The following is a 14,281-nucleotide window of genomic DNA, read 5'->3' as shown; positions in this document are numbered from 1 at the left end:
GAAATCAGAGGTCTGATTTCCATTGAAATTGGGCGGAAAAGGTCACCGGGTGGGGTGGTTGGTTTGGTCCGATCGAAGGAGATGTCGTGAAACGTGCCGTTCTCGCGGTCGCCGCAGTCGGCGCGGTCGGCGCAGCTCTGGTGGCGCCCGCCGCCGACGCGGCGCAGCCGGTGCGCTTCGCGACGTTCAACGCCTCGCTCAACCGTGCCGCCGAGGGCGAGCTGCTCGCAGATCTGTCCGCACCGGACGATCCGCAGGCCCGCGAGGTGGCCGAGGTGGTGCAGCGGATCCGCCCGGATGTGCTGCTGCTCAACGAGTTCGACTACGTCGAGGGCGGCGGCGCGGTCGACGCCTTCCGCGCCAACTACCTGGCGCGCGGCCAGGGCGGTGCAGACCCGATCGACTACCCGTACGCCTACACCGCGCCGGTGAACACGGGCGTGCAGTCCGGGATGGACCTGGACGACGACGGCGTCATCGGCGGCCCGGGCGACGCCTACGGCTTCGGCGCGTTCCCCGGCCAGTACGGCATGGTGGTGCTGTCGAAGTTCCCGATCGGCGAGGCCCGCACGTTCCAGCAATTCCGGTGGGTCGACATGCCGGGCGCGCAGCTGCCGGACGACCCGGCGACGCCGCAGCCGGGCGACTGGTACTCGCCGGATGAGTTGGCGGTCCTGCGGTTGTCGTCGAAGTCGCACTGGGACCTGCCGATCGAGGTCGGCGGGCGGACCGTGCACTTCCTGACCTCGCACCCGACGCCGCCGGCCTTCGACGGCCCGGAGAAGCGAAACGCCCTGCGCAACCACGACGAGATCCGCTTCTGGGCGGACTACGTCAGCCCGGGCCGGGGCCGCTACATCTACGACGACGAGGGCGTTTCCGGCGGTCTCGCGCCGGGTGCCCGGTTCGTCATCGCGGGCGACCAGAACTCCGATCCGGTCGACGGCGACAGCAACGGCGCCCGCCAGATCCTGCGCGCTCCGCGCGTCATCGACCCGCTGCCGGGTAGCGCCGGAGCGGTCGAGGCGAGCCTGGCCCAGGGCGGCGCGAACGTGGATCAGCGCGGCAAACCGTTCTTCGACACCGGCGACTTCAACGACAAGACGCCCGGCAACCTCCGGGTGGACTACGTCCTGCCGTCGGCGCCGCTGATCCCGTTGCGCGCCGGGGTCTTCTGGCCGACGTCGAACGACGAGCTCGCCCGCCTCAACGACGCCTCGGACCACCACCTCGTCTGGACCGACCTGCTGTCCTGAGCCCCGGCATCACATCTTCCAGTACCAGTTCTGGGTGCCGTAGCCGTATTCCACGCGGCTGTCGACGTGGGTGAAGGTGCTGTAGCGGATGATGCCGGGTATGCCCGAGGTCTTCGCGTGGCCGGTGGTCGGGGTGGCGGTCTTGCCGTTGATCACGATGTCCGCGGCGATGCCGTAGGTGTGTTGGCTGTTGGGCGCGCCGCCGACGTTTTGGTCGTGCGAGCCGAATTGGGTCGCGAACTGCTCGCCGACGTCTCGGACCACCACTCGCCCTGAGCCCATGATCAGGGGCGAACAAGGGTTTTCGCCGGACGCGTCCGGCATGGCCGCTGGTCGAGGCTTGCGGCATGAAAACACTGATCGCCGCAGTCGCGGCAGGTGTGCTGCTGGCCCCGGCCGCGGCGGCTGAGCCCGCGCGCCTCGCGCTCCCCGAACCGACCGGCCCGCGCGCGGTCGGGATGACCACGCTGCACCTGGTCGACCACGACCGCCCCGATCCGTGGGTGCCGGAGGAGAACCGCGAGCTGATGGTGTCGCTGTTCTACCCGACCGAGGACCGCGAGGGGCCGCGCGCCGAGTACGTCACGCCCGAGGAATCGCGCCTGATCCTGGCGGGCCTGGGGGTGACCGGCGTTCCCGAAGGAATCCTCAGCACGACCCGCACCCATGCGGTGGTGGATGCCGAACCGCTGGACCGGAAACTGCCGCTGGTGGTGCTCTCGCCCGGACACAGCTTCTCGCGCTCGTCGCTGACCGGGCTGGCCGAGGACCTCGCCAGCCGCGGCTACGCCGTCGCCGCCGTGGACCACACCTACGAAGCGAGCGCGATCACGTTCCCGGACGGCCGGGTGACCGAATGCCTGATCTGCGAAACGAAGCCGGACTCGGCGACCGTGGCGCGCAACCGGGCGACCGACGTCTCGTTCGTGGTCGACGAGCTGACCAGGTCGGGCCGGATCGACCCGGACCGCATCGCGATGGTCGGCCATTCCATGGGCGGGGCGGCCGCGGCGCACGCGGTGCGGGAAGATCCGCGGATCCGAGCCGGGGTCGACATGGACGGCACCTTCCGGCCGGCGCTGACCGAGGACCTCGACCGCCCGTTCCTGATGCTGGGCGCGGACAAGCACGGTCGGCCGGGCGCGGACGAGACCTGGGACGCCAGCTGGCCGCACCTGACGGGCTGGAAGCGTTGGCTTTCCGTTGCGGGCACGGCGCATTCGTCGTTCACGGACTACTCGATCCTGGCCGAGCAGCTGGGGATCGACGTGGGCGGCGAGCCGATGACCGGCGATCGCACGGCACAGATCACCAGGGACTACGTCGCCGCGTTCGTGGACCTGCACCTGCGGGAACGGCCGCAGCACCTGCTGGACGGCCCGTCCCCGCGCTACCCCGAAGTCCGCTTCGAGAACCCGTGACGGCCCGGGTTCCGGACGAAACCGACGGCTGATCGCCGCGCGTCGAATGCTCCCGATTTCAGGCAGAGCAGGGATGCTCGCGGGACGTGCCGGGCGGCTTCTGATTTCAGGCAAAATCGGGAGGTCGCGCGGCGCGTCCGACGCGCGGCGGGGCTCGGAGAGGTGGGGCAGTGGTCGAGATCTTGCTGGTCATGGGCAGTACGCGGAGCGGTTCGACGAACACCGCGGCACTGCGCACAGCGCTGGAGGTCGCGCCGGACGGCGTGGCGGTCGCACTCTACGAGGGGCTGGCGGCGTTTCCGGCGTTCAACCCCGACCAGGACACCGATTCGCTGCCTGCACCCGCCGCGGATCTGCGCGGCCGGATCGCTTCGGCGGACGCGGTGCTGTTCTGCACGCCGGAATACGCGGGCACGCTGCCCGGCAGCTTCAAGAACCTGCTCGACTGGACGGTCGGCGGCCCTGAGATGCACGAGAAGCCGGTGGCCTGGGTCAACGTCGCTGCGGAGGGGCGCGGGAACGGCGCGTCCGAAACGCTCAGGACGGTCCTGGGCTACTTGAGCACCGACGTCGTCGAACCGGCCTGCGTCCGACTGACGGTTCCACGGGGCGCCGTCGGGCCGGCCGAAACGATCGAGGATCCGCGGATCCGCGAGGGATTGCGGGACATCCTCCGCACGATTGCGAAGCACGTCACCGCGAGGGGCTGACCGAAACGGGCGCCGGTCCCGGGACAAAAACCGACGCCCGCCCCAATCGCCGCTGGTGCGTCAGCGCCAGGTGGCGAGGGCCTCGGTCGCCCCGATCGGCTGGTACTTCAGCACGAATCCGGTCGCGTCGGCGGGAACGTCGAACACGACCTTGCCGCTTCCGGTGTCGCCCTTGGAAAGCAGCGTCGCGAACAGCATCCCGTCCATGTTGGTGCCGTTGGGCGCGGCGTTCGGGTACTCGATGCCGGAGGCGTCGGCCAGCATGAACGACGTCGCCGCGACGGCCCCGCCGTCACCACCGAGGAGTTCCGCCTGCACGTCGACGACGACGTACTTGCCTTCCACCGGCGGTTCCGAGAATTCGGTGAAATCCTTCGGCGCGCTCGCGCTGATCGCGAACTGGCTGTCGTCGTGGGCCGCGCCGGCCTCTTCTCCGAACGCGGCCTCCGGCGGCAACTGCTCCGCGGGCTGCTGTGCCTCCGCGGCGGCTTCGGCGGTGCTTTCCGCAGGAGCCGCCGCGTCGCGGGTCTCCCCGCTACCGCAGCCGACCAGGCCCATCAGCAGCAATGCGGATAGCGGGGCGATCAGTTTCTGCACTTTTCCTCATCAGCTCAAACGAATGCGAACGTTGGAATGGTGCCAGCAGCGAGCGACCACAACAACAAGATCAACTAACTGATCCGGAATTCATTTGAACTGAACCGGAGATGCCGATTCTTGGCGCTATTCGGCGAGGATCTGATCGAGCGCGGCGGCGACTTCTTTCCGGGCGGCCGGGTCGAGGCCGAGCAGCGGCCGGGGCAGGTTCGGGCCGGTGATGAGCCCGAGGTGCTCTGCTGCGGCGGAGACCACGCGAATGCTGCCGTACCGGCGAAACAGCGTCCACAAAGGATTCAGGTGATCGGAGAGCGTGGTCGCTTCGCCGCTATCGCCGTCGGCCGCGGCGCGGGTGATGGCGAGGCACTGCTCGGGCAGCAGGCCGCCGAGGACGCTGAACCACAGATCGGCACCCGCGTTCAGGCCACCGGCGGCGAACTGGTCGCCGCTGACGCCGACGGCGATGTCCTGGGGGAGTTTGGCGCGGAGCGCGGCGATTCGGTCGCGCGCCTGGTCGGCGGGGATGCCCGGGATCTTCACCGCGCCGACGTTCGGCAGGGCGGCGATGCGCGCGTGCAGCTCGTCGCTGAACGTGAAGTGCGTTGTGCCGGGGTTGTCGTACACGCACAACGGAACGCTCAGCTCGCGGCTGATGTCCTCGTAGAGGCCGAAGACCTCGTCGTCGTTGAGGGGCTGGTAGGACACCGGGGCGAGCAGCACCGCGGACGCGCCCGCGTTCTGGGCGTCCTCGGCGTGCGCGCGGACCTGGGAGGTGCGCAGCGCGCCGATGCCGATCATGACGGGCACGCCACCTGCGGCGTCGACGGCGATCTGCGCGGCGCGGGCACGCTGCTCGCGGGTGAGGTAGGCGTAGCCGCCGGTCGAGCCGAGCGCGCCGATCGAATCGACGCCCGCCGCGGACAGCCGGGCGACGAGGTTCGCGAACCCGTGCTCGTCGATGCCGTCTTCGCTGGTGGGGGTGAGCGGGAAGGCGCTCAGGCCGGTGAACATGGCGGGCGTTTCCTTTCGGCTTGCGGACGAGCGATCCCGAGCCTGCCGCAAGAATTGGCCTTTCAAAAGAGCCAGTCAACATTCCCTTTGGGATGCCACTTCGGGGCCTACGAGAACCAGGTGACGATCTGTTCGGTCACGTCGCGGAAGAAGCCGAGAACGTCGTCCACCACCGCAGCCGCCTCGACCGGTGCGACGAACACGAAGACGGCCGCGGCGCCGAACAGCAGCAGCGGAACGCCCAGGAACACCAAGAGGAGCAAGATCGGGATCGGCCGCTTCCGCCAGGGCTTCTTCGGCCGGTCGTGGAAGTGCACGCCCCCGACGCTCCCGGCCTGCACCACCGGACCGGTCGCGCGGCCCGTGAACGTGTTCCGCGTGCTGCCGGGAAGCGGCTCCGGTTCCTGATCGCCCATCGACCGATCATCCCAAAACCCGCGCCATTCAGGGGAAAAGTCGGCGGGGCAAGGCGGCAATCGCCCATTTGCCGGGGCCGTGCCCGTACCGTTCCCGCATGGCGTCGATGGATCGCGACCGGCTGCGCACGACCTTCACCGAGGCGGCCGAGCTGTACGACCGGGCGCGGCCGGGCTATCCGCGGCAACTGTTCGACGATCTGGCGAGTCTGACCGAGCTGGGGCCGGGCTGCCGAGTGCTGGAGCTCGGCTGCGGAACGGGGCAGGCCACGGTGCCGCTGGCGGAGCGCGGCTACCAGGTCGTCGCGGTGGAGCTGGGTGCGGAGATGGCCCAGGTGGCACGCCGAAACCTGGCGACATTCCCGCAGGTGGAGGTCGTGACCGCGGCGTTCGAGGACTGGCCGCTGCCGGCGGATCCGTTCGACGTGGTGGTGGCGGCGACGGCGTTCCACTGGATCGACCCCGAGGTCCGGCTGACGAAGACGGCTGACGCGCTGCGCCCCGGAGGAGCCTTGGCGACGGTGGCGACGCACCACGTGGCGGGCGGGAGCGAAGCCTTCTTCGCCGAAGTCCAGAACTGCTACGAACGGTTCGACCCGTCGACACCGACGGGCATCCGCCTCCGCGCGGCGGCGGAGATCCCGCCGGACGGCGAAGAGCTGAACGGCTCGGCCAGGTTCGGGCGGCCGGTCTTCCGCCGCTACGAGCGGGACCTGACGTACTCGACGGCGGAGTACTTGGACGTCCTGCAAACCTACTCGGGTCACCGAGCATTGCCTCCGACTGCACGCAACGAATTGCTGAACTGCATTGGAGATCTGATCGATGTGCGCCACGGCGGCCGCGTCACCAAGCGATATCTAACGGAACTGAGAGTCGCCCACCGAATCGGCTGAGGCGCGGAAGAGTGTCTACAAAGGATTCTCCTGGGATCGGTGCCCATGTGCGTGATCCGGATACATGCGTGCATTCGGTGTGTCAGGCTCGCCGGATGTCGATCAACAACCCGAACGGCGGTCCGATCGGCGGGACGCCCACCGGAATTGAGGCGGCCCTGGGAGACGCCGCCCGCAGCTACCTCAAAGCCCGGCTCTGGACGTGGATCGGGGCGGGCACGACGTTGCTCGCCGGAGCGATCTGGCTCGCCATGACGATCACGGTGCTGTCGGGGCGGCTGGCGCCTGAGACGGTGCAGCTCTCGGAGAAGGTGTGCTACGGCATCCTCTTGCCCGCCGCGGTGGGGACTTGCGGCGCAGCTGGCAGCCGTCAGACGGCGGAAACCTGGCTGCGCAGCCTGCAACACCGCCTCGCCCCGGGCTCGTACAGCAGCTCGGCGCTAGCCGACGCCCGGAAGTTCGCCCACCCGGAAAGCGGCAGGATCAACCCCGGCCACTGATCCAGAACGGCCGTTTCATGCTCTACCCCGATGGCTCGGCCCGATGGGCACAGCTCACGGCTGGACGTCGCGACCAAGCAGGTCGCCGGCGCCGCCTAGCCTGCATCCGCGAGGTGGCGCCGGAACCACGTGGTCAGGCCCGCGTCCACCTCGCGGGCTGGCGGCAGCTGCGGCGCGGGCTCGATGCCGGGCTCGTCGGCGAGCGGATGCGCCAGCCCGGGGATCGACAGTAGTTCGGACCGTTCCCCTACAGCGTCGACGAGGCGGGACGCGTCGGCACGCAGCGCCGGGTGATCCAGCTCGCCGCTGACGACCAGCAGCGGCGCGCGACCGGCGATGACGCCCGCCCTGGCGAGGAAGTCCAGGCTGTCGACGGCTTTCTCGGACTCGGCGTCATACGGGTAGTCGCCCGGGAACAGGCCGACGACGGACCGCATCCGGATCGCGGCGTTCACGACGGCGCCGGCGAAGACCGGAATCTCGGTGTCGGCAAGGATCCGCAGCGCGACGGCCCCGCCCAGCGAGCCGCCGAGCACGCCGATCGGGCCGTCATCGACCGGCAGCTGCGCACGGATCGACGCCAGCGCGGCCGGGAATTCCTCGGTCGCCTGTCGGACGAACGGGTGCAGGAAGGACATCAGGACGTCCTTGCGCATCAACTCCAAGCCGGCGTCCATGCTGCCGTCGACCATGCGCGCCCCGCACATCGGCATGCCGAGGTGCACCCGCCACGCGGGCAGGTCGTTCATCGGCAACGCGGCAGCGAACGCGGCGTCCGACCTCGGCGCGTCCAGCATGTGCCAGGTGACGATCAGCGGCGCGGGGCCGCCGTCGGCCGGTGGCAGGGCGGTGAACGGCACGCCGGCGGCCGTGCCCGTGATCGGTGAGTCCATGCGGCCACGGTAGGTCTGCGGCCGTGTGCCGGGAATCGATTACGCCACCGGCAGAAGCGGGACATGCACGTGACCGCAGCGGTGCTCGGAATGGTCGCCGACGAGGTAGGGGAGGGCCGCCGGGAGAAGCCGAAGAGCGCACCGCGGAAACGTCGGCACAAACAGGGCCCGGCCGGAAAGATCCCGGCCGGGCCCTGTTTGTGCTGTTCAAAGGAGCAGAAGTGGGTGGATTCGAACCCCCCCGGTCGCTCTCGCGACGCTCGCTTTCAAGGTCTGCGTGTGATCGTTCAGAACTTCGTTTCCGCTGATCACGTCGTGTGGAGCGAGAAGGCGTGGGCACAGCAGCGGAAGCAGATCCTGGCCGCCACGCGGCTCCCGGATCAGGCCATCGGCTGGTCGGGGTTGTCGGGGGTTTCGCTGGAGTCGAGCTGGCCGTTGCCGTTGGTGTCGCCCGGGCTGCCCGGAGGCACCTGGGTGGGCAGCTGGTCGGCTGGGCTGACGGGCGAGACGGTGACCGTGCCGCCCTTGAGCGGCTCGCCGACCGGCCAGGCCGCAGCAACCTGCGTGGCCTGGCCCACGGGCGGAGTCGGCAGAGCGAACGACACCGAGGTGGGCACCGACGGGTTCGGCGCGGCCTCGGTCGCCTGGATGATCCGCGACTGGGCCGGGTGCGCGGCGGTGAGGTTGACCGGCAGCGCCTGCGCCGCGTCGGGCTGAACCCCCACACCGGGCACCGGAACGTCCCCGTCGGCGAAGGACATCCCGGTGGGCGTGCCCTGCAACAAGCAGTTCGTGGTCGGGCTCGCGGCCGTGTAGGTGATCAGAAAGGCCTCGTGCCCGGCCGAGTGCGAGGGGTCCTTCGTCACCTGGACCGAGACGTCGGCGCTCGAACACGGCGCGTCGCTCGGGTTCGCGATCGCGGCACCAGCGCCGAGCACGGTGGCTCCAGCGGCAGCACCGGCGACGGCGAGAGCAACGGCAGTACGGCGGATGTGCGTGATCATCGGAATTCCTCCTCAACGGTTCGTCATCCCAGAAGACGCACATCGGCGCGCGGGGATGCGCCGGTATGGGGTCCGCCATACAGACGCAACCTCGCACCTTCCCGTGCGTCCCGAACGCGCGAACGCACATGCTCAGCACAGGGATGCTGGTCCAACCCGTCGATGGCTGAAACTGCACACGCCCTGGGGCATCGCGACGTGGCGGACCGCGTGTTCCTGCGTTCGCAACCCCGGGCACCACCTAGGTGGTTGTCGTGATCACGGAGATGCTGACGGCGGCATTCGCCGCGGCGGTCCGAGCCACCGCGGTGTTCACGGCCGAGCCCCCAGCTGCCGTTCTCGAGCTCCTTCGCGCGCTTGCGGGACCTCGGCGGACCACGGGAGGGCGGGCCGAAGAGCAGGCAGGGTGCCGCTCGACGAGAGCAGCGCGATCGCCGCTGCGGTGCGGGTGTCGGAACTCTCGCCGTCTTCCAGCACGGCGCGAATCTTCCGCCGCAGTTCGGCCTCGTGCCGCGGGTCATCGGCCGGCAACCTGGTCGTGCGGAACACGCCCAGCACCCGCTTGCTCTCGCGACGAGAGGCCGCGCTCGAGAAGCCGGTCGATCACAGACTTCCAGAGGCCGCCGCCGATGCCGAGGAGGAGCGGCTGGGGTCGTCATCGATCTGGAGATGTCCGGTGTGGACGGACTCGTGCCGTCTCGGAGATCCGTCGTGCGCTGCCGGACCAGCCGATCCCCGTGCTGATCCGCCATGCCAGACCCGGCGTGCTCCGCAAAGTCCTGAAACTCGGAGTTCAGGGCTTCGTCAGCAAGTCCGCGGAACCGGCGCACATCGCTTCGGTCATCAGAACCCTGCACGAGGGCAAGCGATGGGTCGCCCCGGATGTCTCCGCGCTCGCCGTCGTCGACGACTGCCCGCTCACCGATCGGGAGATCGACGTGCCGCGAGCAACGGGCGAAAGCTACTCGGTCGCCGACATTGCCACCCAACTCCACCTCGCGGCGGGAACGGTGCGCAACTACTTCTCGAACGCGATGCAGAAGACCCAGACCAGCATGAGGCGGCGCGGTACGCACGCGAACACGACTGGCTGTAGCGGCGCGTGGAGTTGCCGTCGGTACGCGATTCGAATCGCGGCAACCGGCGAGGGCAACCGGGATGAAGAACGAGACCAGCGCAAGCAGAGCCCGGCGGGGAAGATCCCCGCCGGGCTCTGTTCTTGCTGGTCAACCAAGCGGAAGCGGGGGGATTCGAACCCCCGGTCGCTCTCGCGACGCTCGCTTTCAAGGCGAGTGCATTCGGCCGCTCTGCCACGCTTCCACGCCGCAGCGTAGCCAACCGGCGGTGATCTTCCTACAGCCGGTCCGGGGTCAGTCGAGGGCTCGCAGGTGCGTCGTCAGCCGCTGGAAAACTTCCGCCAGGACCTTCATCTCGTGGGGCTCCAGCAGGTCGATCATGTGCTCCCGGACGCCCTCGACGTGCGCCGGCGCCGCTTCGCGCAGTTTCGACATGCCCCTCTCGGTGAGGACCGCGAGCACGCCGCGGCCGTCGTTGGGGCATTCGTCGCGGCGCACCAGTTCGGCCGATTCCAGGCGGCGGATCTGGTGCGAGATCCGGCTCTTGGAGTGCGCGACCTCGTTGGCCAGCTCGCTCATCCGCATCCGCAGGTCGGGCTGCTCGGACAGGCAGACCAGGATCTCGTAGTCCGCGATCGAGAGCCCGTGGGCGAGCTGCAGCTCGCGGTTGAGGCGGTAGTCCAGCAGCGCGCTGCCGACGATGTAGGAGCGCCAGGATGCCATCTCGCAGTCGTCCAGCCACTTGGTTCGCTGCTCGGTCATCTCGGTCACTCGGTCAGGCTACCGGGAGGTTCGAGGTCGGCGGAGGCGATTCGGGTGGAGAAAAAACAATTTGCTTCCTAACCATTCATCACCGGTACGATCGGTTCCATGCCCGGCTTCCTGGAACAAGATCCGCAGCGCATGCCGCTAACCCGGCTGGTGGGGCTGGCGGGTCAGCGGCTGGCGCATTACTGGGAGCAGGCCGTGGCGCAGAGCACCGACCTGAGCAAGACGGCGCTGATAGCGCTGACCACGATCGACGAGCAGGACGAACCGACGCATCGCGACGTAGCCCAGCGCTGCTGGGTGCGCCCGGCGACGCTGACACCGGTCATCGACGCGCTGGAGGCAGACGGGCTGCTGACCCGGCGGCGCGACACGACCGACCGGCGCGTGGTCCGGCTGCGCATCACCCCGGCGGGGCAGGCGGCGCTGGACGTCGCGTGGCGGGGCGTCAGCGCGGAGTTCCGGCGGATCCAACCGGAAATCGATCCGGCGGAAGCGGCGGTGATCCGGAAGTACCTGCTTGCGATCCTGAGCGAACTGAACGAGAGAGAAGGCGGATGTGACCACAGCGGTTGAAGTGACCGACCTGGTCAAGCGGTATCCGAAGGCCAAGACGAACGCGGTGGACGGGCTCAGCTTCGAGGTGGCGGCGGGCGAGATCTTCGGGCTGCTGGGCCCGAACGGCGCCGGCAAGACCACCACCGTCGGCATCCTGACGACCAGGGTGCTGCTGACCGGCGGGACGGCGCGCGTCGCGGGGGTCGACGTGGCGGCCGACCCGGTCGCGGCGCGCAGCAAGGTGGCGGTCGTGCCGCAGCGCGTGAACCTGGACCGGTCGCTCAACGCCAGGCAAAACCTCGTCTGGCACGCCGCGTACCACGGCGTCTCCCGCGGTGAACGGCAGCGGCTCGCCGACGAGCTGCTCGACCGGATGGGCTTGGGGGAGAAGGCGAAGGCCCGCGTCGACGACCTCTCCGGCGGGCAGGCGCAGCGGCTGATGATCGCCCGCGCGCTGATCCACAAGCCCGAGGTGCTGTTCCTGGACGAGCCGTCGACGGGGCTCGACCCGCAGGCCCGGTTATTCGTCCACGACAGGATCAACGACCTGCGTGCCGAGGGCGTGACGGTGGTGCTCACCACGCACGACATGGACGAGGCGGAGAAGCTGTCGGATCGGGTCGGCGTGGTCGACCACGGCAAGCTGTTGACGCTGGACACGCCGGAGGCGCTGATCAAGTCGCTGCCCGGCAGCGGCACGGTGGACGCCACGCTGCGGCCCAACGGCCACGAGCCTGCCGGGATCACCGATCTACTGTCCAATGTGGATGGTGTGCAGCGGGTCGAGCAGGTCGGCGCCGGCACCGCCGCGGACGGGGCGGCGGAGCTGCGGCTGCGGCTCTACGTGGGCGAGGAGCCCGCGGCACTGCTCGGGCCGGTCGCGCAAACCCTGCACGAGCAGCGGGTTTCGGTCAGCGACCTGTCGCTGGGATCGGCGACGCTGGAAGACGTGTTCATCGACCTGACCGGAAGGGAGCTGCGATGAGTCCGGTTCGCGCGTTCACGGCGGTGCTGGGCCGCGACGTCTTCGTGACCGGTCGGGAGCTGCCGAGCTTCCTGGCGCAGGTGCTGGTGCAGCCGGTGGCGCTGCTGTTCATCTTCGGCAGGGTGCTCAGCGAGCTCGGCTACGCCCAGCCCGGCTACGCGCAGATCCTGCTGCCGGGCATGATCGCGCTCAACGCGTTCCTGGTGTCGCTGCAGAACACGTCTTTCCCGCTGGTGCTGGACTTCTCGTTCTCCCGGGAGATCGAGGACCGGCTGCTCGCGCCGCTGCCGATCAGCTGGGTGGCGGTGGAGAAGATGCTCTTCGGCGCGCTGCGCGGGCTGTTCGCGGCGGTGCTGATGGTGCCGATCGGCATGGTGATGCTGGGCGAGATCAACTGGAACCTCGCCGGCCTGGCGTTCGCGCTGCTGTGCATGGTGCTGGGCTCGCTGGCCGGCGCGGCGGTCGGCCTGACGGTCGGCGCGGCGGTGCCGCCGCGGCGCATCAACATCATGTTCGCGGTGATCCTGGCACCGCTGATGTTCACCGGAGCGACGCAGTTCCCGTGGGCGCAGCTGGAACACCTGCGCTGGTTCCAGATCCTGTGCGCGATCAACCCGCTGACCTACGTAAGCGAAGGCATGAGAGGAGCCCTCCTCCCGGAGGTCCCGCACATGCCACCGTGGATCTGCGTCCTGGCCCTGCTGATCGCCACAACGGTCTTCGGAGCCCTCGGAATCAAGTTCTTCCTCCGCCGAGCCCTCGACTGACGCCGCGAACGGGGCCGAGGCGTGAGCGGTCGCCCGTGACCCGTGTGTACTTTGTGTCGCTATAGCAGCACAAAGTACACACGGGTCCTGGCCGGCACGGATCGGTCAGCAGTCGAAGTGGCCGGCCTTGATGTCGCTGAGGAACTCGGCCCAGGCGCGCTGGTTCACGCGTAGCGTGCCGCCGTTGCGGTCCTTGGTGTCGCGGATGTGGGTCGCCGCCTCGCCGATGGCTAACTCGACGCAGTTGTTCGTGCCGCTGCGGCTGCTCTTGCGCCAGTTCAGGCTGTTCATCCCAACCCTTCGCATGTGCGCGGATCAGTTCGGCCGACTCATCGGTGCTGAGCGCCGATCCAGCGACCTCGGCGAACATGTCCGCGAAATGTTGAACGTCGCTCACATTCTCCACCCATGAACCGCCACCGGCGTACTCCAGATAGGCGGCTGGCGGGTCGGGCCGGCCGGTGCGGCTCCCCTCCCGCGCACCGGCCAGCGCCCTGGGCGTGCGGTCGTGAGCGGCAAAGCCGGTTCTTACCGGTCTTGTCACTCACGACACTCCGTCGGGCGCATGAGGTAGGCCACAATTCAGACAGGCTGATCGATGCCGCCCAGCTGCGGCGAAAGCTCGTTCCGCGACGTAATACCTGGTCATGGCAGTGCTATCTGGTCGCGTCGGGCAACGCATCCGGAGTTCAGCTCAAGTGTTCTGTAGGACATTTGTCATTCCGATTGTTCCGTCTGGGTGCTTGTGGGAAAGTTCCGCGCGTCGGAGTAGACCTGAAATACTTTCGTGCGAGCGAGGAAAATTGAAGAGGCTGATTGCGCCGTTATCCGTGGCGCTGTTGATCACCCTGACCGGTTGCGGTATCGGCTCGAAGCCGAGCACCTCCGACGGAGGGGACACCAAGTCCTCCTCGTCGAGCAGCAGTAGCAGCACCGAGAGCGGCGGCGAGTCCGAGTCCACCGGCCCGCAGAGCGCCCCCTTCGGGCAGGCGGTCACGGTCAGCACGGACTCGGGCACCAAGCTGAAGCTCACCATCGGCGCGCCGTCCGACTACACCGGTGCGGCCGACTTCGAGCCGGAGAAGGGCAAGTACGTCGTCATCGACGCGTCGGCGGAGCTGGCCTCGGGCGTCGCGGGCAACGTCAGCGAGGACGAGTTCGTCATCGTCGACGCCAAGGGCAACCGGTACGAGCCGGCCATCGCTTCGATGGAGATCTCCGGGTCGTTCATCAAGCTGCTCACCGACAAGGGCAAGGCGGAGACCGGCAAGATCATCTACGACGTGCCGGCGGACGCCTCCGGCCTGACGGTCGAGTACTCGCCGACCGACGTCGACAGCAAGCCGCTGGGCCTCCTCGCCACCTGGAAGTGAGGTCGCGAGGCCCCCTGGGCCGGGTTGTCCGAGTCGCCCCTCGGCGCGGA

18 protein-coding genes, 1 tRNA gene and 2 pseudogenes are annotated in these 14,281 nt (G+C 68.8%); 10 read left to right on the top strand and 11 right to left on the bottom strand.

Annotated elements, in window-relative coordinates; all coding sequences use genetic code 11:
* Positions 1-86 precede the first annotated feature (86 nt).
* Positions 87-1,256: an endonuclease/exonuclease/phosphatase family protein gene (locus AB0I53_RS11105; RefSeq protein WP_358599954.1), complete on the top strand. Its 1,170-nt coding sequence runs from the start codon at positions 87-89 to the stop codon at positions 1,254-1,256.
* A gap of 9 nt (positions 1,257-1,265) precedes the next feature.
* Here AB0I53_RS11105 and AB0I53_RS11100 read toward each other — a convergent pair whose 3' ends face one another.
* Positions 1,266-1,523, bottom strand: a complete 258-nt coding sequence (locus tag AB0I53_RS11100) for a D-Ala-D-Ala carboxypeptidase family metallohydrolase (RefSeq protein ID WP_358599951.1) — start codon at positions 1,521-1,523, stop codon at positions 1,266-1,268.
* A gap of 80 nt (positions 1,524-1,603) precedes the next feature.
* Here AB0I53_RS11100 and AB0I53_RS11095 point away from each other — a divergent pair, with 80 nt between their 5' ends.
* The gene (locus tag AB0I53_RS11095; RefSeq protein ID WP_358599949.1) at positions 1,604-2,677 is read left to right on the top strand and encodes an alpha/beta fold hydrolase; all 1,074 of its coding nucleotides are present in this window, start codon (positions 1,604-1,606) and stop codon (positions 2,675-2,677) included.
* A gap of 170 nt (positions 2,678-2,847) precedes the next feature.
* A complete protein-coding gene (locus tag AB0I53_RS11090; protein WP_358599946.1) occupies positions 2,848-3,387 on the top strand; it encodes an NADPH-dependent FMN reductase in 540 nt (179 codons plus the stop codon).
* Positions 3,388-3,447: 60 nt separating this feature from the next.
* Here the strand turns inward: AB0I53_RS11090 and AB0I53_RS11085 are convergent, their stop codons facing one another.
* The 3 genes from AB0I53_RS11085 to AB0I53_RS11075 all read right to left on the bottom strand — a co-directional run bounded on the left by AB0I53_RS11085 (position 3,448) and on the right by AB0I53_RS11075 (position 5,411).
* Entirely contained in the window at positions 3,448-3,984 is a 537-nt protein-coding gene (locus AB0I53_RS11085; RefSeq protein ID WP_358599943.1) for a DUF4352 domain-containing protein, read from the bottom strand.
* Positions 3,985-4,110: 126 nt separating this feature from the next.
* Positions 4,111-4,995, bottom strand: coding sequence for a dihydrodipicolinate synthase family protein (locus AB0I53_RS11080; protein ID WP_358599940.1), 885 nt, complete (start codon positions 4,993-4,995; stop codon positions 4,111-4,113).
* A 107-nt stretch (positions 4,996-5,102) separates the two neighbouring features.
* Complete coding sequence (locus AB0I53_RS11075; RefSeq protein ID WP_358599937.1) at positions 5,103-5,411, bottom strand: hypothetical protein; 309 nt, start codon at positions 5,409-5,411, stop codon at positions 5,103-5,105.
* Between the two features lie 98 nt (positions 5,412-5,509).
* Between AB0I53_RS11075 and AB0I53_RS11070 the strand changes: the two genes are divergently transcribed.
* Complete coding sequence (locus tag AB0I53_RS11070) at positions 5,510-6,307, top strand: methyltransferase domain-containing protein (protein WP_358599934.1); 798 nt, start codon at positions 5,510-5,512, stop codon at positions 6,305-6,307.
* A gap of 95 nt (positions 6,308-6,402) precedes the next feature.
* Positions 6,403-6,807 (top strand): hypothetical protein, encoded by a 405-nt coding sequence (locus AB0I53_RS11065; protein ID WP_358599932.1) that lies wholly within the window; start codon positions 6,403-6,405, stop codon positions 6,805-6,807.
* A 95-nt stretch (positions 6,808-6,902) separates the two neighbouring features.
* Here the strand turns inward: AB0I53_RS11065 and AB0I53_RS11060 are convergent, their stop codons facing one another.
* The 3 genes from AB0I53_RS11060 to AB0I53_RS11050 form a co-directional block, all read right to left on the bottom strand.
* Positions 6,903-7,700: an alpha/beta hydrolase gene (locus AB0I53_RS11060; protein ID WP_358599929.1), complete on the bottom strand. Its 798-nt coding sequence runs from the start codon at positions 7,698-7,700 to the stop codon at positions 6,903-6,905.
* A 380-nt stretch (positions 7,701-8,080) separates the two neighbouring features.
* Positions 8,081-8,704 carry a DUF4232 domain-containing protein gene (locus AB0I53_RS11055; protein ID WP_358599927.1) on the bottom strand — a complete coding sequence of 208 codons (624 nt, stop codon included), beginning with the start codon at positions 8,702-8,704 and terminating at the stop codon, positions 8,081-8,083.
* Positions 8,705-9,016: 312 nt separating this feature from the next.
* On the bottom strand, positions 9,017-9,253 hold the full coding sequence (locus AB0I53_RS11050) for a GPP34 family phosphoprotein (RefSeq protein WP_358599924.1): 237 nt from the start codon (positions 9,251-9,253) through the stop codon (positions 9,017-9,019).
* Positions 9,254-9,355: 102 nt separating this feature from the next.
* Between AB0I53_RS11050 and AB0I53_RS11045 the strand changes: the two are divergent.
* Positions 9,356-9,800: pseudogene (locus AB0I53_RS11045) on the top strand (response regulator transcription factor); the annotation flags it as partial.
* Positions 9,801-9,939: 139 nt separating this feature from the next.
* Here AB0I53_RS11045 and AB0I53_RS11040 read toward each other — a convergent pair.
* A tRNA-Ser gene (locus AB0I53_RS11040) sits at positions 9,940-10,024 on the bottom strand.
* A 50-nt stretch (positions 10,025-10,074) separates the two neighbouring features.
* Positions 10,075-10,542, bottom strand: a complete 468-nt coding sequence (locus tag AB0I53_RS11035; protein WP_358600113.1) for a MarR family transcriptional regulator — start codon at positions 10,540-10,542, stop codon at positions 10,075-10,077.
* Positions 10,543-10,650: 108 nt separating this feature from the next.
* On the opposite strand from AB0I53_RS11035, the gene AB0I53_RS11030 reads away from it, so the two are divergent.
* From AB0I53_RS11030 to AB0I53_RS11020, 3 genes are read left to right on the top strand one after another with little or no spacing between them, the layout of a single operon-like run.
* Positions 10,651-11,124: a MarR family winged helix-turn-helix transcriptional regulator gene (locus AB0I53_RS11030; RefSeq protein WP_358599921.1), complete on the top strand. Its 474-nt coding sequence runs from the start codon at positions 10,651-10,653 to the stop codon at positions 11,122-11,124.
* Complete coding sequence (locus AB0I53_RS11025; protein WP_358599918.1) at positions 11,108-12,091, top strand: ABC transporter ATP-binding protein; 984 nt, start codon at positions 11,108-11,110, stop codon at positions 12,089-12,091. The genes AB0I53_RS11030 and AB0I53_RS11025 overlap by 17 nt, the downstream gene beginning before the upstream one ends.
* Positions 12,088-12,858: an ABC transporter permease gene (locus AB0I53_RS11020; protein WP_358599915.1), complete on the top strand. Its 771-nt coding sequence runs from the start codon at positions 12,088-12,090 to the stop codon at positions 12,856-12,858. Before AB0I53_RS11025 ends, AB0I53_RS11020 begins: the two co-directional genes overlap by 4 nt.
* A gap of 105 nt (positions 12,859-12,963) precedes the next feature.
* On the opposite strand, the gene AB0I53_RS11015 is transcribed toward AB0I53_RS11020, so the two are convergent.
* Positions 12,964-13,149, bottom strand: coding sequence for a DUF397 domain-containing protein (locus AB0I53_RS11015; RefSeq protein ID WP_358599912.1), 186 nt, complete (start codon positions 13,147-13,149; stop codon positions 12,964-12,966).
* Positions 13,150-13,180: 31 nt separating this feature from the next.
* Positions 13,181-13,402, bottom strand: a pseudogene (locus AB0I53_RS11010) (hypothetical protein); the annotation flags it as partial.
* 259 nt (positions 13,403-13,661) lie between these two features.
* Here AB0I53_RS11010 and AB0I53_RS11005 point away from each other — a divergent pair.
* Positions 13,662-14,231, top strand: coding sequence for a hypothetical protein (locus AB0I53_RS11005; RefSeq protein WP_358599909.1), 570 nt, complete (start codon positions 13,662-13,664; stop codon positions 14,229-14,231).
* Positions 14,232-14,281 lie beyond the last annotated feature (50 nt).

The organism is Saccharopolyspora sp. NPDC050389 (assembly GCF_040655595.1).
Taxonomy (GTDB): Bacteria; Actinomycetota; Actinomycetes; order Mycobacteriales; family Pseudonocardiaceae; genus Saccharopolyspora.
This window is presented reverse-complemented; position numbering and strand designations above follow the sequence as displayed.